The following is a 19,268-nucleotide window of genomic DNA, read 5'->3' as shown; positions in this document are numbered from 1 at the left end:
TTTCAATTGACACCAGTTTGCCATCGGGGTATTCCTGTGCGCACAGCAACAGCGCAGGAGAATGATGTCATGGCCGATCTATTCGAGAACCCTTTGGGTCTGGACGGATTTGAATTCATCGAATTCTGCGCGCCCGAAAAGGGTCTGCTCGAACCGGTGTTTACCGCGATGGGCTTCACGCGCATTGCCCAGCACCGGTCCAAGGACGTCCATCTGTGGCGCCAGGGCGATATCAACCTGATCGCCAATTATGAGCCTGCCAGCCCTGCGGCCTATTTCGCCGCCGAGCATGGTCCGTCGGCGTGCGGCATGGGCTTTCGCGTCCGCAACGCTAGCGTGGCCTATAAAGAAGCTCTCGATCGCGGCGCTGAGCCGGTTGAAACACGCACCGGCCCCATGGAACTGCGGCTGCCGGCCATCCGCGGTATCGGCGGTGCAATGATCTATCTGATCGATCGCTATGCCAGCCTCGATAATTCCGATGCGTTGTCGATCTACGATATCGATTTCGAATATCTCCCTGGCGTCGACCGCCACCCGGTCGGTGCGGGCTTCCAGATGATCGATCACCTGACGCACAATGTCTATGGCGGCCGTATGGACCATTGGGCTAAGTTCTACGAACGGGTCTTCAACTTCCGCGAAATTCGCTTCTTCGACATCAAGGGCGAATATACCGGCCTCACCAGCCGCGCGATGACCGCGCCCGACGGCAAGATTCGCATTCCGCTGAACGAGGAAGGCGCCAAGGGCGGCGGCCAGATCGACGAGTTCCTGCGCGCGTACAATGGTGAGGGGATCCAGCACATCGCGTTCATCTGCGATGACCTGATCGGCTGCCTCGACAGGATCAAGGCGATGGGCGCACCATTGATGACCCCGCCGCCTGGAACCTATTACGAGGCGCTGGAAGAACGTCTGCCGGGACACGGCGAGCCGGTCGAAGAGTTGCAGATGCGCGGCATCCTGCTTGATGGCTCGACCGAAAACAACGACCCGCGCCTGCTGCTGCAGATATTCGGTCAACCAGTGATCGGCCCGGTGTTCTTCGAGTTCATCCAGCGCAAGAAGGACGAAGGCTTCGGCAACGGCAACTTCACCGCGCTGTTCAAGTCGATGGAAGAAGACCAGCTTCGCCGCGGCGTGCTCAAGGTGCAGGAACCTGCAGAATGAATGCGCCGTTCGCACTGTCGCGCATTCACCACGTCGCGTATCGCTGCCGTGACGCGAAGCAGACCGTCGAATGGTATGAGATCGTACTGGGGATGACCTTCACCAGCGCATTCTCAGAAGACCATGTTCCATCCACCGGGGCATATGACCCGTATATGCACGTCTTCCTCGATTGTGGCGGAGGCAACGTTCTGGCGTTCTTCGAACTGCCCGAGCAGCCCGATATGGGGCGCGACACCAATACCCCCGAGTGGGTGCAGCACATCGCGTTCGAAGTGGCAGACATCGACACGCTGATGGCGGCCAAAGCGCATATCGAGGGTCTGGGTGTCGATGTGCTGGGGCCGACCTTTCACGGCATTTTCCGCTCGATCTATTTCTTCGATCCCAACGGGCACCGGGTCGAGCTTGCCTGCAACATTGGCACTCCCGAGCAGTATATCGAGCTCAAGCGGGTTGCGCCTCTGATGCTCGATGAATGGAACGAGACCAAAAAGGCACCTCGGCATGCCGACTGGTTGCATAAGGATCCTGATGCGGCTTAATGCGGCGCGATTCACGCAGACAGGACCGGTCCATGACCTTTGAAGATCAGCTGGAACGCTATTTCGGGACGCGCGATCCGTCCAGCATTGCACCGCAGGCACTCGCCTCGGCGGTGGAGCGCATGAAGGTCGACCTTGGGCTTGCAACGGATAGCGGTGCGCGTTTCGCGATCTGGTGCATGCTGTTCATGTTCGGCAGCGCTCCGGACATCGACCGGACCTTTGCCGACCGGGCAGAGCGTGACCTTGCGCGACAATTTATGGAAAAGTCCGAAGCGGCAGCGCAACAGCCCGACGGAGCCTGAGGTGATGGCGGACATCATCAACTTGAGACAGGCACGCAAGGCCCACAAACGCAGGCAGGGCGAGGCACTGGCTGCCGCGAACCGGGCCAAGTTCGGCCAGACCAAGTCGCAACGAACACTCCATTCGGCTGAAGCTTTGCGAGAGGGCAGGGTGGTCGATGGCGCAGAGCTGGACAACGACTGATGCGATCGACTTGGGACACTGTCAGCGTGCGGCTGTATCTGCTCGATGGCGATACCGAGGGCGGGGCGACCAGCAGCCTGTTTTATGGGCCGATGGCCGAAGCGTTGCAGATCGCGGCGCAGCAGAGCGATGAAGTGCAGGACGGCTTGTACATTGCCACTGACAATGACGTGATTGCGTATCTCGATCTGATCGAGGAATGAGCGCTGATCAGCGTTCCGACTGCGCGGCGACCTCCAGAATGCAACCAACGAACCCTTGGGGGTCGTCTTCCTGAATAAAGTGCCCCCCGCTCAAGGTGCGATGGTTTTGCCCGGCGGTGCCCGGGACACGCCCGACAAACAGGGCATCGCCTCCCCGGGTGATAGGATCGCGATCGCTAAAGCAGCACAGGAACGGCTTTTCCCAGCGATCCAGTATTTCCCACGCCTTGAGCTGATCGGGAACAGCCACATTCGGCCCTAACGGTACGAAGCTGGGAAAGATGCGCGCGCCCGCTTTGTAGCTGCCGTTGGGGAAGGGGGCGTCATAGGCAGCGACCTCGGCCTCCGACAGCGATCGCGCGGTGCCCTTGGCGATGATCTTGCCGATCGGAAACACCGGGCTCCATTTGGAAAACGCCCGCCAGATGGCGAATGCGCGCGGGGCTTCCTGTCCTGCAGGCAACCCGCCATTGGAAAGCACGACGCCATTGAATCGCGCGGGCATTTCGGTCAGCAGCCTCAGCCCGACCAGCGACCCCCAGTCCTGGCAGGCCAGGGTGATGTTGCGCAGATCAAGCTGCTCGATCCACTGCCGCATCCACGCGACATGGCGGGCATAGCTGTAGTCGCTTTTGAGAGCTGGCTTGTCCGACCGGCCGAAGCCGATCAGGTCGGGCGCGACAACGCGCAAGCCCGATGCTGCGACCGGACCGATCATGTGCCGGTACAGATAGCTCCAAGTCGGCTCGCCGTGCATCATCAGCACCACCGGCGCATCGCGGGGGCCTTCGTCGATATAATGCACCCTGAGCTTTGTGCTGTCGGCGCAATCGGTGATCTCGGCATAGTGCGGCGCAAAGGGAAAGTCTCGCAAGCCGGCAAACCGATCGTCCGGCGTTCTTAAAACGTCCATGTGTCCCCCGCCCATCGGATTAGGTTATGACATGGTGTATGACATAAGAAAATGGCAGGAGCAATGCCCGTGCGACCTTGCACGGACTTTCGTTCAGTGCGCTCAGCCCGCTTGGCGTAAGCGGCGATGCAGGTAGTTTTCGTCAAACCCTGCGACATGGATCAGCTTGACCGGATCAAGAATTGTGACGCTGCCACGGTTGAGCGCCATGGCTCCCGACAATCGCAATTCCTTGAGCACTCGGTTGATATGCACCGCAGTCATTCCAAGCGCGTCGGCAAGCACGAGCTGCGATAGTGGCAGGTCGAAGTGGCCCTCGCCGGTGAGGCCGATGCTGCGCGCCCGCAGATACAGCTCACAAATCAGATGTGCGACGCGCTCGGTTGAGCTGCGTCGGCCCATGCTGACGATCCATGCACGCAAGATGCCCTCATCGACCAGCTGGGCCGAATACATCGCCTTGGCAATATTGGGGTGACCGTCCAGCATTGCATTCATGCGATCTCTCGAGACCGTCGCGACGAGGGAGGGTGTGATCGCCTGGATGGAGTGGTCCATTTCTGCGAGTAGCTTGATGTGCAGATCGCATGCATCGCCCGGCATCAGGAATGCCAGGATCTGGCGGGTCCCGGTGGGGAGTATCTTGTAACGACACACCCAGCCTTCCAGCACGACGAACATGGGCCCGGGTTCGTCACCCTCGCGGATCAGGTCCTGTCGTGCAGCATAGGCTCGTGGGGCACTCGTGGCATCGAGCAATGCCGCTTTGTCGTTGGCTGTCAGTTGAGCCAGGCCCTGCAATTTTTTGATGAAGCGATTGTCCATCAGGATCTGATACCTTTCTGCAACCCATTTAGATATTGATGAATAACATTGCCTTTTGTTGTTATAGGTTGTGGCGAAATGACATGATGTCGGCTAAGGTCTTTTTATCGTTGGCAGGCTACGCAGGCGTCGGCGGCTGAGAGCGGACACGTGCTCTCGCCTGTACCAAAGGCTTTATCATGGCTTCTAACGATAACGGTCCCGCTACTGCGGGCGCGCAGACCCCCACCGACTCGCATGGTGTGGCGGCGCTGCTGCTGGTTGAAAGTCTCATCCACGGGTTGTGTGAGAATTCTACGCTTCTGGCTACTGAGGCGATCCAGATTGCCGAACGGGCTGCCAGTGTTCAATTCGACAAAGCGCAGGTGTCGGACGAGATTCAAGCATCTATGTGGCACGCCCATGCGCTTTTGATGTCGATCGCTGCCTCGCTCCAGATCGAGGCGCAGGATCAGTTATGATCACAGGCTGCTGGTCGAATCCCGCGCACGCCGCTGAAAAATTTAGCGCAAGGTGCCAACACTCGGCGCAGAACAACTCAGGGACTTGAGCAATAGCTCCATTGCTCGGGCAACTCCATCCGGTGGATGGCTGATATCTGCGTGGTGAGCGATGAGCCACCAATTGTTCAGGTGATCAGCCTATGCTCTATTGCCTGGCAAGGCGGCAACCTTGGGAACGGTCACGGGTGTTTCGGCGTTGAAGTGCCGAGGTTGATCTATGATGATCGCCACGCACCCAGGCCTGCTGTGCAGTCGTGAATTTGCCGCCAGGTCATTTGGGTGCGGTTTTAAAGCCGGGGGCAGAATGCGACAATCAGGGCCGACATATTTCGGCGTGGACCGGCATACAAGGGCCAGCAAAAAAGCCGTTATCTTCCTGCGCAGGTCTGTGCTTCCATTGGTGATCTGGCTGGCTCTGGCCGGCACCCAGATCGATACACTTCTGCTCGGTTGTGTTGTCGTGCCGTTAGCAACCGCGCTGAGCCTATGGCTGGTGCCCAGCGGACCGCCCTTGCGTATACGTTCTGTCCTGATGTTGGTACCCCGCTTCGTGTGGCAGTCACTGGTCGGCGGGCTCGACGTCGCATGGCGCGCTTTTCATCCACGCTTGCCGATTGACCCCGATTGGGTCTCGGTGTCGGTTGCCTTGCCCGATGGCGCCAGGGTGGCGCTTGGCGGTGAACTTTCGCTTATGCCGGGAACACTCTCTGCCGGAAGCCAGGGCGACCGTTTGCTCATCCACGTCCTCAACCGCGACCAAGACGTCGCAACGGCGGTGCGGAGTGAGGAGCGCCGGTTTGCCAAGGCGCTGGCAGGGCAGGCGAACGAGCGATCGCGGCGCGATCGAGCCACGACATGAGCGCCTTGCTGACAAGCGCGGCCGGGGTGTTGCTGCTGAGTCTTGGCGGAGCGATGTGGCGGATCTGGCGTGGACCCGATGCCGCCGATCGGATGATGGCGGCACAACTGGTGGGTACGGGCGGTGTCGGCACCGTGCTGCTGCTTGCAGGTGCAACCGATTGGCGCATGATCGACGTGGCGCTTGTTCTGGCGCTGCTTGCCGCTTTTGCGGCCATAGCATTCGTCAAAGCAATTAGCCTGGATGGTAGCGGGGACCCCGAAGAGTCGGATGACGTTGCCGAGATCGTCGCAGTCAAGGCCACTGGAGCGCGAGCTGCCGATGCTGGTTGATGGCATCACCTGTGCGCTGATCGGTGCCGGCCTGCTGTTTTTCTGGGCGGGAACGGCAGGGATCATCCGCTTTCCCGATACCCACAGCCGCCTGCATGCATTGACCAAGGCAGACAATGTCGGGCTGGGTCTGTTGATCGTCGGCCTCGCCTTGCAGGCACCAGACTGGTTGACCCTCGGCAAGCTGGCGATGGTGTGGGCGCTGACACTGGTCGCGGCGGGCACGACCGCGCAGTTGGTCGCGCGCGCAGCGATTACCAAGCCCGCTGCGCGCCGGGGACCTGCCAGCACTGCCGCCATTCCTGGTGATACCGTGCGCAGCAAAGACCGCGCATCATGAGCGGTCTGGCCGCAACCGGCTTCGATCTGATGCTGTGCGCGCTGATACTGGGCGCAGCGCTGGCGGCCATCGCAGTGCGTGACCTGTTTGGCGCGGTGGTTTTCTTTATCGTCTATGGCGTGTTTGTCGCGTTGGCCTGGCTGCGATTGGAGGCGATTGATGTCGCACTGACCGAGGCCGCGCTGGGCGCAGGGCTGACCGGCGTGCTGATGATTGGCGCGGTATCTCGGCTCGAACGCCTTACATCGCGGGATCAGGACCAAGACGCAGCAGGACCCCAGTCGCCGCCCACTTCGTCTGCAGCCCGGATTGCGACGATGGTCGGAGCCGCTGGAATAGGTGGCGGGCTGGCGTGGGGGTTTATCACTTTGCCTCCATCAGCAGGGCTTCAATTGGCGGTCGCCGAGAACCTTGCCGCATCGGGCGTTGAGAATCCGGTGACGGCGGTTCTGCTGAACTTTCGCGGATGGGACACATTGCTGGAAAGCATCGTCTTGCTGGCGGCGCTGATTGCTCTGTGGTCGCTTGCGCGTGACCAGGACTGGGGTCGCAGACCGGGTTTGCGCCAGCATGCCCGCCCTGGCGGCGTGATGGCGACGTTTGGCCGCCTGCTGCCGCCGTTTGGATTTCTGCTCGGCGTGTATCTGGTCTGGACCGGATCTGCGCAGCCGGGGGGAGCCTTTCAGGGCGGCACCGTGCTGGCGGCGGTCTGGCTGCTGGTGATGATGGCTGGGCTAAAAGCTGCGCCGCGCGTCTCATCGACGCGGCTGCGATGGGCGCTGATCGCAGGCCCGCTGCTTTTTATCGGGGTAGGCCTCGCAGGCGCCGTCGCGGGGACGTTTCTGGGCCTGCCCACAGCCTATGCCAAGCCGCTGATTCTAACAATTGAGGCGGGTTTGACGCTGTCGATTGCTGCAACCTTGGCATTGCTGGTGCTCGGCGCACCCATGGCAGGCGATGGACTGGGACCTGATCAGCCGGACAAGGAGCCTGCGCGATGATCGCATCGGCGACGCTGTTTGGCCTGTGCGGCGCAGCACTGATCGGACTCGGGCTATATGGGTTCGTTGTGCAGGCTCATCTGTTGCGGCGTCTGATTGCGTTCAATATCATCGGATCGGGCATATTCCTGCTGTTCGGCGCCTCGGGTGCGCGCGATCAGCTCGCATCGACCGATCCCGTGGCGCAGGCGCTGATCATCACGGGAATCGTTGTCGCGCTGGCGGCCACGGCATTTGGCGTAGGTCTCGTGCTCGCCTTTGCAAAGGTTACCGGACAGACGCATCTGCCCGAGGAGAGTGATGCCCGGCAACGGCCGCTCAAGGCAGGCCTGCCCGACCGGTCGGTTCAAACGATCGTGAAAGACCCAGCTGGATGAACGGAATGCTGGCGATTGTCGCGCTGGTCACGCTGCCGCTGGTCGCGGCGCTGATGGCGGTTGTCGTCGAGCGACGCGGCGAATGGATCGCATTGCTGTCCGTCATTGGCGTCGTCATCGCGCTTTCCGTGCTGATGCCCCTTGTGGCAACCGACGGGCCTGTCGACCTCGTCATTGGCGGATGGCAAGCGCCGCTTGGGATCACGCTGCGCGCCGATGGCCTGGCGCTGGCATTTGCGGGGATGGCCGCGCTGGTGATGGCAGCGGTGCTGGTCAGCGCTCGCACCTTGTACGGCGCCAGCCCATCGGAGGCAGAGACCCGCGGACAATGGGCGTTCTGGCCGCTGGCGCTGCTGCTGTGGGGGGCGCTGAATGTCGCTTTCCTGTCGCGCGATCTGTTCAACCTTTACGTAGCGCTGGAGCTGTTGACCGTCGCGGCGGTCGCGCTGGTGGCAATCGAGGGCAAACGAGAATCGCTGGCCGCGGCGCTGCGTTACCTGATGTTCGCGCTGATGGGGTCGCTGGCCTACCTGCTGGGAGCAGCCTTGCTCTACGCGGGACATGGGACGCTCGACATCGGCTTATTGGCGGCACGGGACATCGGCGATGCATCAGGCGCAACAGGCAGTCGCAGAGCGTCTGACATTATGGCAGCGGGCTTGATGACGGCAGGTCTGGCGGTCAAGACGGCGTTGTTTCCGTTTCATGCGTGGTTGGCGCCCGCGCACGCCGGCGCGCCCGCCCCGGCGTCGGCGATTCTCTCGGCGCTGGTGCCAAAAGCCTCGTTCGTCATCCTACTGCGGCTGTGGTTTGAGGCGCTGCCTGGGCTGACCACGCCTGCCTTGCTCGCGACACTGGGTGGTCTGGGTGCTGCGGCAGTGTTTTACGGATCGGTCCTGGCGTTGCGCCAGAACCGGCTGAAGCTGATCATTGCATACTCGACGGTTGCACAGATCGGGTACCTATTCCTGGTGTTCCCGCTGGCCGGCGGCGATTCCTACGCGCAGCCCTGGGCGGCAGGTGCCTGGACCGGCGTGATCTTCCAGGCGTTGAGCCATGGCCTGGCCAAGGCAGCGATGTTCCTGTGCGCAGGGGTGTGGATCATCGCGGTCGGCAACGACCGGTTGAGTGGCATGCGCGGGCTGGCGTCGGCCACCCCGATGACGATGTCTGCTTTTGGCATCGCAGGGGTTGCGCTGGTTGCGCTGCCGCCGTCAGGAGGCTTCACCGCGAAATACCTGATGCTGACGGCTGCTTTTGCCTCAGGACAGACTATCTGGGCCGTGGTTCTGCTGCTGGGCGGCTTGTTGTCGGCGGCTTATCTCTACCGCCCGCTGGCGATGGCCTTTTCGCGCGATGACGACGCGACCTTCGCGCCGGTACCGCGCAGCCTGCAGGTCGCGCCGTTGTTGCTGGCGCTGGCCGCGATCCTGCTCGGGCTTGGGTCTCAAGCGCCGTTCAGCCTGATCCAGACGGGGCGACCGGCGGCTGCAGCGGAGGGGCTGGAATGACCGCGCTGCTGCCCGTCCTGATCCTGCTGACGTCGCTGATCCCGGCGGCGATAACCTTTTTTCTGGCGCAGGACAGCAAGCGGCTGCGCATCGCACTCAATCTGGGTGGCGCGGTGCTCAAGCTTGGGCTGATCGTGTTCATGCTCGCCGAAGTCGCGCAAGGCACGGTCCATGAAACGCGGCTGGAATTTGCGCCTGGGCTTTACCTGCTGCTGCGCGTCGATGCGCTTTCGCTGCTGTTCGTCTCGCTGTCCGCGTTCCTTTGGCTGCTGACCACCGTCTACGCGATAGCGTATCTGCGTGACGGGCCTGAACTGTCGCGCTTTTTCGGCTTTTTCAGCCTGTGCGTCGCGGCTACGACCGGAATTGCGCTGTCGGGTACCTTGATCTCGTTCTTTATCTTCTTCGAACTGCTGACGCTGTCGACATGGCCCTTGGTGGTCCATAAGCAAAACGCCAAGTCGATCGCAGCGGGACGCAGCTATCTGAGCTACGCGCTGCCATCCGGGGCTATGCTGCTGGTGGCCATTGTCTGGCTGGAAAGCGCCGTCGGCCCGGTGGAATTTGCCCGTCCGGTCGATTTTGGTCCGCTTGATCGCACCAGCCAACAGGTCATCTTTGCGCTGTTTATCGCAGGGCTCGGTGCCAAGGCAGCTTTGATCCCGCTGCATGGCTGGTTGCCTGCGGCGATGGCCGCGCCCGCCCCGGTGAGCGCGCTGCTACACGCGGTTGCGGTGGTCAAGGCCGGCGCATTTGGGGTGATGCGGGTCGTGCTTGATGTCTATGGGCTGGAGCGGATGACCGATCTGGGACTGGCGCTGCCACTCTCGGTGCTGGCTGCGCTGACCATATTATGGGGTTCGGCGCGCGCACTGCAGCAGGATGAGATCAAGAAACGGCTGGCGTTCTCCACCGTCAGTCAGGTGTCTTACATCATCTTGGGGATTGCCTTGGCAAGCCCGTTCGCTGTGATCGGCGGGCTTGCACATCTCGTCCATCAGGGGCTGATGAAGATCACCTTGTTCTTTTGCGCCGGGATATTCGACGAGCGTGCAGACATTCGGCGGATCGACCAGCTCGACGGCATCGGTGCACACATGCCCTGGACATCGGTCTGCTTTTCTCTGGGCGCAATCGGAATGATCGGATTGCCCCCGACAGCGGGCTTCGTCACCAAAATCTATCTCGGCATCGGCGCGGTGCAGGCCGATGCCCTTTGGGTGCTAGCGGTGCTCGGTGCTTCGACCCTGCTCAACGCCGCCTATTTTCTACCGATGCTTTATCGCATCTGGTTTCTTCAGCCGACAGCGGCGACCACTGAAGGCGCAAAGCCAAACGAACGCCCGCTAGGCCTGATTGCGCCCGCGGTCATCACCGCCTTTGCATCGATCGCGGTCGGATTGCTCGCGGCATCGGCCTTCAGCCCCTTGGCTTTGGCGACCCAGATCGCCGAACGACAGTATCTGCGGTGAACGGCGTCGTTGGCCCCACATTGCCGTTGGCAGCCTTGATCTGGCCGCTGCTGATCGGCGCGTTCGCAGCGCTGCCTCCAGTGCGACAGCATGCGTTGAGGCTGTTGCCGTTGGCTCCGCTGCCCGCTTTGTGGCTTGCGATCGTCGGCGTCGATGGATTGACGCTGGCGCCAGATCTTCTGCTCGGGGTGACGCTTGGCGCGGCGGGGCCGGCAGCATTGCTGTTCGCGCTCACCGCCACTTTGTGGTTTGCCGCAGCCCTTCATGCGCAAGGTTCGATGGCAAACACGCAAAAACCGGCGGTCTTCACGGGCTTCTGGTGTCTTACCTTGGCCGGCAATCTCGGTGTATTTCTCGCGCAGGATGTTGCGACTTTCTATGTAGCCTTCGCGGCGGTTTCGCTATCGGCGTACTTCCTGGTGGTCCATGAAGCGACGCCCGCAGCGCTGCACGCCGGGCGGGTTTATGCAGTTCTGGCGATCCTGGGAGAGGTGTGTCTGCTGCTTGCGTTCGTGATTGGCGCGACAGTCGCCGGTAGCGTCTTGATCGTCGATATTCGGGCTGCGTTGCCCACGACGCCGCTTGCCGTTATGACGACCGTGCTGCTCGTTGGAGGCTTTGGCATCAAGGCCGGGCTCATGCCGCTGCACGTCTGGCTGCCTTTGGCGCACCCGGCTGCGCCGACGCCCGCATCCGCCGTTCTCTCCGGTGCAATCGTCAAGGCGGGTATTATCGGCCTCATGGTCTTCCTGCCAATCGGAACCGGTGTTGGCCCGGTTCTCGTCGTCATGGGCTTTTTTACTGCTTTTGCCGGTGCGCTGGTCGGCCTGAGGGTGCGCGCGCCCAAGGCGATATTGGCGTATTCGACAATCAGCCAGATAGGATTGGTCATTGCACTGGTTGGCACCGCCATCGAGACCCAAGCGGCGGACATGGCAACGGTCGCTTATTATGCTTTTCACCACGGGCTGGCCAAGGGCGCGCTTTTCTTGGGCGTTGCGGTGTTTGCCGCGTCGGGCGGTCGTTGGCGGATTTCGGTGCTGATCATGCTCGGGCTGGTCGCGCTATCGGTGGCGGGTGCGCCGATGACCGGGGGCGGGCTCACCAAGATGGCAGCCAAGCCGGGCCTTGGCAAAGCCGCCGAACTTGCGCTGACGCTGTCTGCGGTCACTACGACATTGGTGCTGGCGTGGTTTCTGCATCGTTTGTCGGCAGGTACAACGCCGTCAAAGGACGATGGCGCGCGTCCAAGCTGGCTGGTCACGTTGCCGACGCTCGCGCTCGGCCTGGCAGCTGTGGGGCTGCCATGGTGGATGTGGGGCGAATGGAGCGGCATGCCAGCGGATTATCCGCTCAGGCTGGCAAGCCTGTGGTCTGCCGTCTGGCCCGTCGCGCTGGGGCTTGCGCTTGCCGGGGCAATGGCCGCGACCCGGTGGCGCGCAGGCACGCGCGATCAGGCAGACCCGCTGTGGTGGACCCGCAGTATCGCTCGCGCGACGGCCCCGCTTCGCACTGTGCCCCGACAGATGGCAGGTTGGCGCGGTGCTGTGGCTAACCAGCTGCAAGCGGCGGCGCGTGTTGCTGCCACCCGGATTGTCGATGCCGCAGATACAGCAGAACGGACTGTTCTGGCCTGGCGGATCAGCGGATTGACGGTGTTGGCGGCCGTGCTGATTGTGGTCGCGCTTATTGGCATGGCCTGATCGTCGCTTCATGCCAGCTCAAGCCACATAATTTTCTGACCCTTGACCTGATCGAGGTCGACGGCGCGATCATCATCGTCGTCCAGGCACAGTCTTGCTTGGCAGAGACAATCCCGCGTTTGCGGTATGCCTTGTGGCGCAACTCTGGTCTAGACGGGAGGCGATCAGGCGCGGATATGGTTGCACGCCGTACTGCTAACCTGATCAACGGATCCATGGCTTCTTTTTGCGACCCGGGGAGTCATGAGGTGCAAGCAGATGCGGTTATAGTCACCCCGCGATTGAGACCGCATCTGCTTGCACCAACTAAAATGGTGAGAGCCAGCGCTTCTTCGCCCGACCGGCGGGTATTCCGACAGGATCAGGCACCCGGAATACGCAATATGACCAGCGTACCCTTGGTCCCTGTTTCGATGACGAGAGTACCGCCGATCGCTTGAGCCCGTGTCTCCATGTTGGACAGCCCCCGTCCGCGTTTCCACATCGCCGCACCAGGCTGACCGTCATCGGCAATGCTGATCTCGAAGCCGCCATCGTTATGGGGGGAAATGGCAAGTGACACGACCTGACCACCCGAATGGCGCACAGCATTGTTGATCGCTTCCTGCATGATCCGGTACACCGCCAAGATGGTGCCGGGGGGCAGCATGATCGATTGGCCATCGAGCATGTTCGACCACGCTAGCCGCATTCCGGCCGCGCGCAGCTTGGTTTCCGCGCGCTCGCGGAACTGGCCGAGCGCAATGTCCATCGTGTCGCCCACTGAATCGAGACTGTCGATCAGCAGCCGCAGATCGTCGATCGCCTGTTCCACAGTGCGAATTATCATTTGCCTTGGGCTGTTTTCGTCGCGCGAGAGCATCAGCACCGACAGCAATTGTCCGCCCATCCCGTCGTGCATATCGCGCATGATCCGGCTGCGTTCGCCCTGAACGGCGGCTTCGGCCTCGCGCTGACGCAGCAGTTCGGCTGTCGCTTCCAATTCGGCCTGCTTAGCGGCAATGCGCGCATCAAGCAGGGCGTTGGCGTCCTCGAGACGCCGCGACAGCATCCGACCCCGCCGAATGATGCCCAGCAGCAGCAGAACGGCAAGTGCAAGCACACCCAGCGGCGCAATGTTCAGGTTCAGGGGATTGACTTGCAGGCTATCTATTAGGTCCGCCAAGCTGATTGAGGGCACCAGCAGCACCACCGCTGCATCGGGTGTCCAGAGCTGACGATCGGTCTTCAGACCGCGCAGGACGCTGGCGATGATGGCGACATTGGCGAGCGACACCATCGCGATGTCGAGCAGGTTGCGAATCTGGCCCTGCATCCCATCGGTCGTAAAGGCCGCGCTCGCGATCAGGATGAAGAACCCCAACGAAAGCACAACCAACGCCCGATCGTGGCGTGGTCCGCCCGGAAACCACCGGTCCACCAGTGCTACCAGCCCGGCAAATGTAGCAAGCAGGGTCAACTCCCCGACTGAAATATAGAGTGGTTCGCTCGAAGGGGTCAGGATGTCGATCTGCCACAATCCGCCCAGGGCCATCCCGGTAAAGGCCAGCGCCGCTGCATAAGCCTGCTGGCGATAGGCTGAGTTGCCTGCAGCCAGCAGACATGAACCAGCGCCGAAAATCCCCAGCACCAGCAGGCCGATCGCGGGCAGCAACCGCTGAAGCCGCCATTGGCGGATAGCCACGTCGATTGCCCCCGGCGGAGCAGCGATGAGGCTTGCCAGATAGGCGCGGCAGCATTCGCGCTTTACATCGACTTCCAATGTGTTGCGCCCGGCGCGCAGCAGTCCGGCCGGTACCACCCATTTGCCGCCGAACGAGCCGCTGCGCCATCCTGGAGCGTCCGCCATGGGAACAGCGCGGCCATTCACGGTCAGGTTGGCGAAGCGACTATAGCGTGATGCGAACACCACCAACCCGGATTCGGGCCGGTCCAGTTCGACCGAGCCGACAAAACGCGCTTCGCCACTTTCCCCCAAATTGTAGTTGGGGTGTCCGATAGCTTCGCGCAGCTGGCCATCCGAACCCATCAGCATGATGTTCGCGACCCGGTGGCGTTCAAACACCGGATCGATCCCCGGAGGTCGTACAAGCAGTGCGACACCCCAGAAGATCGCCTGAACCGCCACGACCCATATGACGAGACGGATTGCGCGCGCACGGGCGGACCCGGTCGTCGCCGCTGCAGCGAGCGTCATCGCCCCTCCATCTTGATCAGGCCGCTGTGGATCGCCTCGAACACCGCCTCGGAGCGTGAGTTGACCGCCATCTTCTGGTAGATAGCCTTGACGTGTGAGACGATCGTGTGCGGTGAGACGCCTAGGATTTCGGCGGCTTCGCGCTGGGTGAAGCCGCGTGCCAGCGTTTCGAGCGTTTCACGCTCGCGTGCGGTCAGCCCGTAGTCGTCAGGCGTGATTCCGGGCAGGGCTGGCTGGTCTGTGGATTTAGCCGTTGAAGTGTTGCGGAAGGCGCGCAGAAGCTGCGCGGCGGCCTTGGGGCTGATCGGAACTCCGCCATCACGCGCGGCACGAATGGCGGTGGCCAGTTCGGCAGGGCCACTGTCCTTGAGGATAAACCCATCCGCGCCAACGGCCAGCGCATCGCTGATGGTCTTGCGATCGCCGAACACGGTGAACACCAGCACTTTGGCGGCTGCCTTGCTCTGATGAATAAGAGCTATCAGGTCGAGCCCCGAGCCATCGGGCAGGCCCAGATCGACGAGCACGATATCCACACCCGCAGCCGCTCCCCGCAGCGCAGCCTTTGCGGCGGACAGGCAGTCGGCCTCGCCGACGATCAGCATGTCGGGCTCGCGCCTGATTCTCTCGATCAGGCTTGCCCGCAGGACCGCATCATCCTCGACGATGAAGATGCGGCACGGGTCCTGGATGCGCATAGATGACGACGGGGCCGCCGGTCCGGTGTCTGTGCTGTCGTCCATATCGTTGAGTCCTCTTAGCGAGCCCGAACAGCGCATCCAATCTTCAATTTCACCTTGCCCGACCGTGCCCTATCCCAGGCAGCACCGAATACCGGTACCCGCTAATTCCCGACCCTGCCTCCCGCTTTTACGGGATGTGCTGCAGGACCTTATCGATGATCAGACTGGCTCGGCAAATCGGCAGGCATCGGCGGGTTTGTGACGTGGACCCTAGGGGCCATCGATGCGGGACGATTATCGGAGTTTATCTAAATGAAATTGAACGGATTTTTCGGGTCTCTGGCTATCGCTGGACTGTGCTGTGCTTCGAACGCGCCAGCACAGGCCCAGGGATCAATGTCGCCCCAGCCGAAAAAAGGCAATTGTGCGCCCGGCTGGTCGGATGTCGTGAAGCCCGGCGGGCCGCGGACTGACACATGCTATCCGGGCCGCAATGCGAAGCCGACATACTATCCAGGGGGCCGCGAATGTGCCGATGGCTATTTCAGAAGTGCTGGCTGGTGCCTTCCGGGCGAAAAGAAAACCGTAACCGCAACCGCTGGGTCGGTTCAGAAAGCCAATCCCCTCGACCGTTGCCCGGCTGGCTATTTCACCCTCACCGCCAACGGCAACATGTGCACCAGCCTAGCTGCCAACCCGCCGACCATCCGGCTCAAGGGCGATGCTGCGTGCGGGGAAGGGGAGATTGACGATTGGGGCCTGTATTGCATATCAAACTACGGCAACCTGACCCGCAAGGATGCCGCGAAGGGCTTTCCTGATTACAATGCGATCTATCAGACATCCTACACCACCACCGGCAAGCAGCAGCGACCACGCCAGGAAGCTCTGCCGGAAGGGCTTGAATACACGCCAGCCTATTTCGTGATTTTTGGCCGGGTCGACCGCGACGGCGCACCCATTCCTGGAGGTTCGGTTTCGGGTTCGGCAACGGCCTCGTCATCCGATCATGGTGCCGCTGGGCAAGCGCCCGCATCAACGGTGGACTGTTCTGCCGCTGGTGCCAGCCAGGCCGGTGCTTCGGCTGGTGCGCGCTTGGGCGGCCTGATGGGCGGTCGTTCGGGCAAGGCCAGCCGCGCAGGTGCTGCGCTCGGTGGCGCGCTGGGCGGAGTGGCTCAACGCGAAGTGCAGCCCGCCGGCTGTCCTTGATGATGTGTCCCGTCCGGCTGTGTGCATGCCAGACGACTGGCGCGCCAGGCCGGACGGGCCGCAGGCCAACTTGTCCCCACGCCAACTTGCCTCCACGCCGGTCGAACCACGGTCAGGCTCAGCCGTATTTCATTGCCGATGCATGGTCCTGCGCAAGCAACACGGCAAATGATTCAGGATCAATCGCGCGGCTCCAATAATAGCCCTGGCCGAAATCAAAGCCGATGTCGCGCACGATGCCTGCCACGATCTCATCTTCGATACCTTCGACGACCGAGCGGATTCCCAACCCCTTTGTCATGTGCCGCATCGCCTTCAACACCTCGATCCGGGGATCGCCCGGATGAAGTCCGAAAGCGAAGCTGCGATCGATCTTGAGGGTCTGGACATCAATCTGCAGCACGCTGTTCAGGCTCGCAAAACCGGTGCCGAAATCATCTAGTGAAATGGCCACAGACATATCTGACAGCTGCTTCAAGACCTTCAAGTTCAGCGACCCGTCTTGCATGGTGATATTCTCGGTGACTTCGATCTCGAGGCAACGAACAGGTAGCTTGCTATGGTATAGAGCGCTTTGAACCTCCAGAACGAAGTCGTAGGTCGCCACCTGCAGTGGAAATGCATTCACCGCAACGACCAGATCCAGCGAAAACCGGCGGTTCCATTCGGCAACCTGCCGGCATGCGGTTTCCAGTACCCAGCGACCGACTTTGCGTGATTGATCGAGGCCGCACAGGACATCAATAAAATCATCGGGATTGAGCAAACCGCGTGTCGGATGTTGCCATCGCAGCAGGACCTCGACCTTGACGATCGCGCCAGTGTGGAGGTCGACGATCGGCTGGTATACGACGACAAAATCCTTGTCGGGGCTGGCTGCGAGCAAATCCTGCGCGGTCTCATGGCGTTGCAGCGCGAGCTTGCGCAGGTCTGGGCTATAGGCGCACGTCCGACCTTTTTCGACCTTCGAGGTCAAGACCGCAAGATCCGCATTTGCAGCCAGCACCTCAGCGCTCGTTCCATCACGCGGCGCAACCGTCAGCCCGGCGCTCATGTCGATCCGCGTATTCTGATCGCCCAGGATGAAGGGCTCCAACAGCGCCAGCCGCATTCGGTCGATGACATCGTGCATCGCGCTTTCCGCGTCGCGGTCATTCAGCACAACTGCAAATTCATCGCCGCCGATCCGGTAGATGTCTACCCCGCTTTTGCTGACCACCGCCCAGCGCTGGACGATCTGGCTCAACAGCCGGTCCCCTTCGGTATGCCCGTATTTCTCGTTAACGCTTTTGAAGCGTGCCAGGTCGATCATGGCAACGCTGGTTTCGGTCTGGTGCCGCTCGCCGTTTTCCAAAGCGACGTTGATCGCAAGGTGGAAGGCTCGCCGATTGGGCGCGCCGGTCAGGTCGTCATGCATCACCAGATGGCGCAGCTGCCGGACTGCCTCTTCCAATTCGGTCTTGGTGCGAGTGATTTCACGGTTGGCTGCGGCACGGGCCAGAATTGTTCCTACGGCTCCTGCGACCGCGATCAAAATACGGAGGATCTCGGCTGAAAACGGACGTGCCACGCCGACCTGATCAAACCCGACAAAACCAACAATCGAACCATCCCATTGCAAGGGCACGAGCAAGATGCCTTTGATCCCCTGCATCGCCATCAGTTCACGCAGATCAGGGGAAAGGTCAAATGCATCGATCGATGGCACATGCAGCGGCTCGCCGCGTTCAAAGCCTTCCCGCCAAGGGGCTATGATATCCATCGGCATGTTCTGCAGGACATCGATCATCGGGGCCGTGCCCTCGCTGCACCATTCATGGGTGTTGTCCACAATGTCGCCTGGCCGGCACTGGAACACATAGGCGCGGTCCACGTCGCTCAGGCTGCCCATGCCTGACAAAATCTTGTCGATCGCATGGTCCGCATCACACACGTGCGCAGAGATTGCGTCGGCGAGAATCTCGACGACGTGGGCCTGCTGCGCAAAACGTTTCGATGGCACGGTTATCTCCTGCGACCATGCTATTATATGAGGGCTTCCGCATAAGTTTTGGTTAAGCTCTGCGAAGTTTCAGCAAGCACGATATCGCAATCTCATGTGCATGATCGCAGCGGCTCGTCAGAACAAGCCGGGTTAACGCCGCAAACCGCCCCGACTGACCGCGACCGTGAGGCGGTGGGCAGCCTTCTTGGTGATGGTTGCGAAGATCGGCGGTGTGTCGCAGATGCCTGGAAACCGGACCGAGCAAGTCGAGCTCAATTGCATTAATAACGCAACCCGGAGCGGTCGGACTGGCACAAAATGCCAATGATTATGACAATGGTGGCGGAAGAGGTGGTATGATTAAGTTAAGTGTATGTATTTGATAACAAACCTGAATACATATCCGCGATATTCATTCCCACGTTCAGTTCCCTGCGTATCAAAACGCCGATCTCAGACCGTGCCGTTACTATGCCAAAATACGCTATTGTTGTCGATGATTTTCTTATCCTACCAGTATGGCTTCATTCTTCAGGATCGTCGCTTAATTCGCCTGTTACGATCGGCGAATATCTGGGATCTCCGCGATGCCATGCAGTGGCCAATCATTGCCCAGGCAGGCAGGCAAACCTGGCGTTCACCTAGGCGCAGAACCACACGGCGATTAAGGCGATCCTGCCGTTCGTACGCACGCCAACGAGCCATATCAAATTCACTGCCGAGCATTCGCCGTTCGCCCCAATGGTTGAGCTAGGGCGCAAAGACGTTGCAGCCGGTGACGCTCGCCGCGATCCTGCGGTTGCAGAGGTCATAGTTGGCTCTGGCATGTGCGCGCTTATCGCCGGTCTTGCCATCAAGGGCGTTGTGACGGGACCGGCCCCCAGCGACGACAACCAGCACGGGCTATTGTTGGCGAACGCCTAGCTGTCTGACGAAGCTGGCGGCGGTT

At 61.1% G+C, this 19,268-nt stretch carries 20 protein-coding genes; 15 read left to right on the top strand and 5 right to left on the bottom strand.

Features of this window, described 5'->3' with window-relative positions; genetic code table 11:
* Nucleotides 1-69 precede the first annotated feature (69 nt).
* The 5 genes from hppD to IEW00_RS12875 are packed head-to-tail and all read left to right on the top strand — an operon-like array spanning nucleotide 70 to nucleotide 2,410.
* A complete protein-coding gene (gene hppD / locus IEW00_RS12895; RefSeq protein WP_188514813.1) occupies nucleotides 70-1,173 on the top strand; it encodes a 4-hydroxyphenylpyruvate dioxygenase in 1,104 nt (367 codons plus the stop codon).
* Nucleotides 1,170-1,718, top strand: coding sequence for a VOC family protein (locus tag IEW00_RS12890; RefSeq protein WP_188514812.1), 549 nt, complete (start codon nucleotides 1,170-1,172; stop codon nucleotides 1,716-1,718). Before hppD ends, IEW00_RS12890 begins: the two co-directional genes overlap by 4 nt.
* Before the next feature lie 32 nt (nucleotides 1,719-1,750).
* The gene (locus IEW00_RS12885) at nucleotides 1,751-2,023 is read left to right on the top strand and encodes a hypothetical protein (RefSeq protein ID WP_188514811.1); all 273 of its coding nucleotides are present in this window, start codon (nucleotides 1,751-1,753) and stop codon (nucleotides 2,021-2,023) included.
* 4 nt (nucleotides 2,024-2,027) lie between these two features.
* Nucleotides 2,028-2,207 carry a DUF4169 family protein gene (locus IEW00_RS12880; protein WP_188514810.1) on the top strand — a complete coding sequence of 60 codons (180 nt, stop codon included), beginning with the start codon at nucleotides 2,028-2,030 and terminating at the stop codon, nucleotides 2,205-2,207.
* On the top strand, nucleotides 2,207-2,410 hold the full coding sequence (locus tag IEW00_RS12875; protein ID WP_188514809.1) for a hypothetical protein: 204 nt from the start codon (nucleotides 2,207-2,209) through the stop codon (nucleotides 2,408-2,410). Before IEW00_RS12880 ends, IEW00_RS12875 begins: the two co-directional genes overlap by 1 nt.
* Nucleotides 2,411-2,417: 7 nt before the next feature.
* Here IEW00_RS12875 and IEW00_RS12870 read toward each other — a convergent pair whose 3' ends face one another.
* The gene (locus IEW00_RS12870) at nucleotides 2,418-3,323 is read right to left on the bottom strand and encodes a haloalkane dehalogenase (RefSeq protein WP_188514808.1); all 906 of its coding nucleotides are present in this window, start codon (nucleotides 3,321-3,323) and stop codon (nucleotides 2,418-2,420) included.
* A gap of 102 nt (nucleotides 3,324-3,425) precedes the next feature.
* A complete protein-coding gene (locus IEW00_RS12865) occupies nucleotides 3,426-4,148 on the bottom strand; it encodes a Crp/Fnr family transcriptional regulator (RefSeq protein ID WP_229737025.1) in 723 nt (240 codons plus the stop codon).
* A gap of 179 nt (nucleotides 4,149-4,327) precedes the next feature.
* Between IEW00_RS12865 and IEW00_RS12860 the strand changes: the two genes are divergently transcribed.
* The 9 genes from IEW00_RS12860 to IEW00_RS12820 all read left to right on the top strand — a co-directional run bounded on the left by IEW00_RS12860 (nucleotide 4,328) and on the right by IEW00_RS12820 (nucleotide 12,246).
* Nucleotides 4,328-4,609 (top strand): hypothetical protein, encoded by a 282-nt coding sequence (locus IEW00_RS12860; RefSeq protein WP_188514807.1) that lies wholly within the window; start codon nucleotides 4,328-4,330, stop codon nucleotides 4,607-4,609.
* 259 nt (nucleotides 4,610-4,868) lie between these two features.
* Nucleotides 4,869-5,510, top strand: coding sequence for a Na+/H+ antiporter subunit E (locus IEW00_RS12855; protein WP_188514806.1), 642 nt, complete (start codon nucleotides 4,869-4,871; stop codon nucleotides 5,508-5,510).
* The gene (locus tag IEW00_RS12850) at nucleotides 5,507-5,842 is read left to right on the top strand and encodes an MrpF/PhaF family protein (RefSeq protein ID WP_188514805.1); all 336 of its coding nucleotides are present in this window, start codon (nucleotides 5,507-5,509) and stop codon (nucleotides 5,840-5,842) included. The genes IEW00_RS12855 and IEW00_RS12850 overlap by 4 nt, the downstream gene beginning before the upstream one ends.
* Nucleotides 5,832-6,182 carry a cation:proton antiporter gene (locus IEW00_RS12845; RefSeq protein WP_188514804.1) on the top strand — a complete coding sequence of 117 codons (351 nt, stop codon included), beginning with the start codon at nucleotides 5,832-5,834 and terminating at the stop codon, nucleotides 6,180-6,182. Before IEW00_RS12850 ends, IEW00_RS12845 begins: the two co-directional genes overlap by 11 nt.
* Nucleotides 6,179-7,183 (top strand): hydrogenase subunit MbhD domain-containing protein, encoded by a 1,005-nt coding sequence (locus tag IEW00_RS12840; RefSeq protein ID WP_188514803.1) that lies wholly within the window; start codon nucleotides 6,179-6,181, stop codon nucleotides 7,181-7,183. The genes IEW00_RS12845 and IEW00_RS12840 overlap by 4 nt, the downstream gene beginning before the upstream one ends.
* Nucleotides 7,180-7,560, top strand: coding sequence for an NADH-quinone oxidoreductase subunit K (locus IEW00_RS12835; RefSeq protein WP_229737024.1), 381 nt, complete (start codon nucleotides 7,180-7,182; stop codon nucleotides 7,558-7,560). The genes IEW00_RS12840 and IEW00_RS12835 overlap by 4 nt, the downstream gene beginning before the upstream one ends.
* Nucleotides 7,557-9,071 (top strand): complex I subunit 5 family protein, encoded by a 1,515-nt coding sequence (locus tag IEW00_RS12830; protein WP_188514802.1) that lies wholly within the window; start codon nucleotides 7,557-7,559, stop codon nucleotides 9,069-9,071. The genes IEW00_RS12835 and IEW00_RS12830 overlap by 4 nt, the downstream gene beginning before the upstream one ends.
* Nucleotides 9,068-10,543: a proton-conducting transporter transmembrane domain-containing protein gene (locus IEW00_RS12825; RefSeq protein WP_188514801.1), complete on the top strand. Its 1,476-nt coding sequence runs from the start codon at nucleotides 9,068-9,070 to the stop codon at nucleotides 10,541-10,543. Before IEW00_RS12830 ends, IEW00_RS12825 begins: the two co-directional genes overlap by 4 nt.
* Nucleotides 10,540-12,246, top strand: a complete 1,707-nt coding sequence (locus IEW00_RS12820; RefSeq protein ID WP_188514800.1) for a complex I subunit 5 family protein — start codon at nucleotides 10,540-10,542, stop codon at nucleotides 12,244-12,246. The genes IEW00_RS12825 and IEW00_RS12820 overlap by 4 nt, the downstream gene beginning before the upstream one ends.
* Before the next feature lie 361 nt (nucleotides 12,247-12,607).
* On the opposite strand, the gene IEW00_RS12815 is transcribed toward IEW00_RS12820, so the two are convergent.
* Both IEW00_RS12815 and IEW00_RS12810 read right to left on the bottom strand, forming a co-directional pair.
* Nucleotides 12,608-14,443, bottom strand: a complete 1,836-nt coding sequence (locus IEW00_RS12815; RefSeq protein WP_188514799.1) for a sensor histidine kinase — start codon at nucleotides 14,441-14,443, stop codon at nucleotides 12,608-12,610.
* Entirely contained in the window at nucleotides 14,440-15,186 is a 747-nt protein-coding gene (locus IEW00_RS12810) for a response regulator (protein WP_188514798.1), read from the bottom strand. The genes IEW00_RS12815 and IEW00_RS12810 overlap by 4 nt, the downstream gene beginning before the upstream one ends.
* Before the next feature lie 612 nt (nucleotides 15,187-15,798).
* On the opposite strand from IEW00_RS12810, the gene IEW00_RS12805 reads away from it, so the two are divergent.
* Complete coding sequence (locus tag IEW00_RS12805; protein ID WP_188514797.1) at nucleotides 15,799-16,335, top strand: hypothetical protein; 537 nt, start codon at nucleotides 15,799-15,801, stop codon at nucleotides 16,333-16,335.
* Between the two features lie 118 nt (nucleotides 16,336-16,453).
* Here IEW00_RS12805 and IEW00_RS12800 read toward each other — a convergent pair whose 3' ends face one another.
* Nucleotides 16,454-18,268 carry a bifunctional diguanylate cyclase/phosphodiesterase gene (locus IEW00_RS12800; RefSeq protein WP_268235830.1) on the bottom strand — a complete coding sequence of 605 codons (1,815 nt, stop codon included), beginning with the start codon at nucleotides 18,266-18,268 and terminating at the stop codon, nucleotides 16,454-16,456.
* Between the last annotated feature and the right edge of the window lie 1,000 nt (nucleotides 18,269-19,268).

This window comes from Blastomonas aquatica, assembly GCF_014639875.1.
In the GTDB taxonomy this organism is placed as follows: domain Bacteria; phylum Pseudomonadota; class Alphaproteobacteria; order Sphingomonadales; family Sphingomonadaceae; genus Blastomonas; species Blastomonas aquatica.
This window is presented reverse-complemented; position numbering and strand designations above follow the sequence as displayed.

Excerpts from the sequence above, each read along its gene's own strand:
- hppD (WP_188514813.1), top strand. The coding sequence starts at position 70 with ATGGCCGATCTATTCGAGAACCCTTTGGGTCTGGACGGATTTGAATTC.
- IEW00_RS12890 (WP_188514812.1), top strand. The coding sequence starts at position 1,170 with ATGAATGCGCCGTTCGCACTGTCGCGCATTCACCACGTCGCGTATCGC.
- IEW00_RS12885 (WP_188514811.1), top strand. The coding sequence starts at position 1,751 with ATGACCTTTGAAGATCAGCTGGAACGCTATTTCGGGACGCGCGATCCG.
- IEW00_RS12880 (WP_188514810.1), top strand. The coding sequence starts at position 2,028 with ATGGCGGACATCATCAACTTGAGACAGGCACGCAAGGCCCACAAACGC.
- IEW00_RS12875 (WP_188514809.1), top strand. The coding sequence starts at position 2,207 with ATGCGATCGACTTGGGACACTGTCAGCGTGCGGCTGTATCTGCTCGAT.
- IEW00_RS12870 (WP_188514808.1), bottom strand. The coding sequence starts at position 3,323 with ATGGACGTTTTAAGAACGCCGGACGATCGGTTTGCCGGCTTGCGAGAC.
- IEW00_RS12865 (WP_229737025.1), bottom strand. The coding sequence starts at position 4,148 with ATGGACAATCGCTTCATCAAAAAATTGCAGGGCCTGGCTCAACTGACA.
- IEW00_RS12860 (WP_188514807.1), top strand. The coding sequence starts at position 4,328 with ATGGCTTCTAACGATAACGGTCCCGCTACTGCGGGCGCGCAGACCCCC.
- IEW00_RS12855 (WP_188514806.1), top strand. The coding sequence starts at position 4,869 with ATGATGATCGCCACGCACCCAGGCCTGCTGTGCAGTCGTGAATTTGCC.
- IEW00_RS12850 (WP_188514805.1), top strand. The coding sequence starts at position 5,507 with ATGAGCGCCTTGCTGACAAGCGCGGCCGGGGTGTTGCTGCTGAGTCTT.
- IEW00_RS12845 (WP_188514804.1), top strand. The coding sequence starts at position 5,832 with ATGCTGGTTGATGGCATCACCTGTGCGCTGATCGGTGCCGGCCTGCTG.
- IEW00_RS12840 (WP_188514803.1), top strand. The coding sequence starts at position 6,179 with ATGAGCGGTCTGGCCGCAACCGGCTTCGATCTGATGCTGTGCGCGCTG.
- IEW00_RS12835 (WP_229737024.1), top strand. The coding sequence starts at position 7,180 with ATGATCGCATCGGCGACGCTGTTTGGCCTGTGCGGCGCAGCACTGATC.
- IEW00_RS12830 (WP_188514802.1), top strand. The coding sequence starts at position 7,557 with ATGAACGGAATGCTGGCGATTGTCGCGCTGGTCACGCTGCCGCTGGTC.
- IEW00_RS12825 (WP_188514801.1), top strand. The coding sequence starts at position 9,068 with ATGACCGCGCTGCTGCCCGTCCTGATCCTGCTGACGTCGCTGATCCCG.
- IEW00_RS12815 (WP_188514799.1), bottom strand. The coding sequence starts at position 14,443 with ATGACGCTCGCTGCAGCGGCGACGACCGGGTCCGCCCGTGCGCGCGCA.
- IEW00_RS12810 (WP_188514798.1), bottom strand. The coding sequence starts at position 15,186 with ATGGACGACAGCACAGACACCGGACCGGCGGCCCCGTCGTCATCTATG.
- IEW00_RS12805 (WP_188514797.1), top strand. The coding sequence starts at position 15,799 with ATGTGCACCAGCCTAGCTGCCAACCCGCCGACCATCCGGCTCAAGGGC.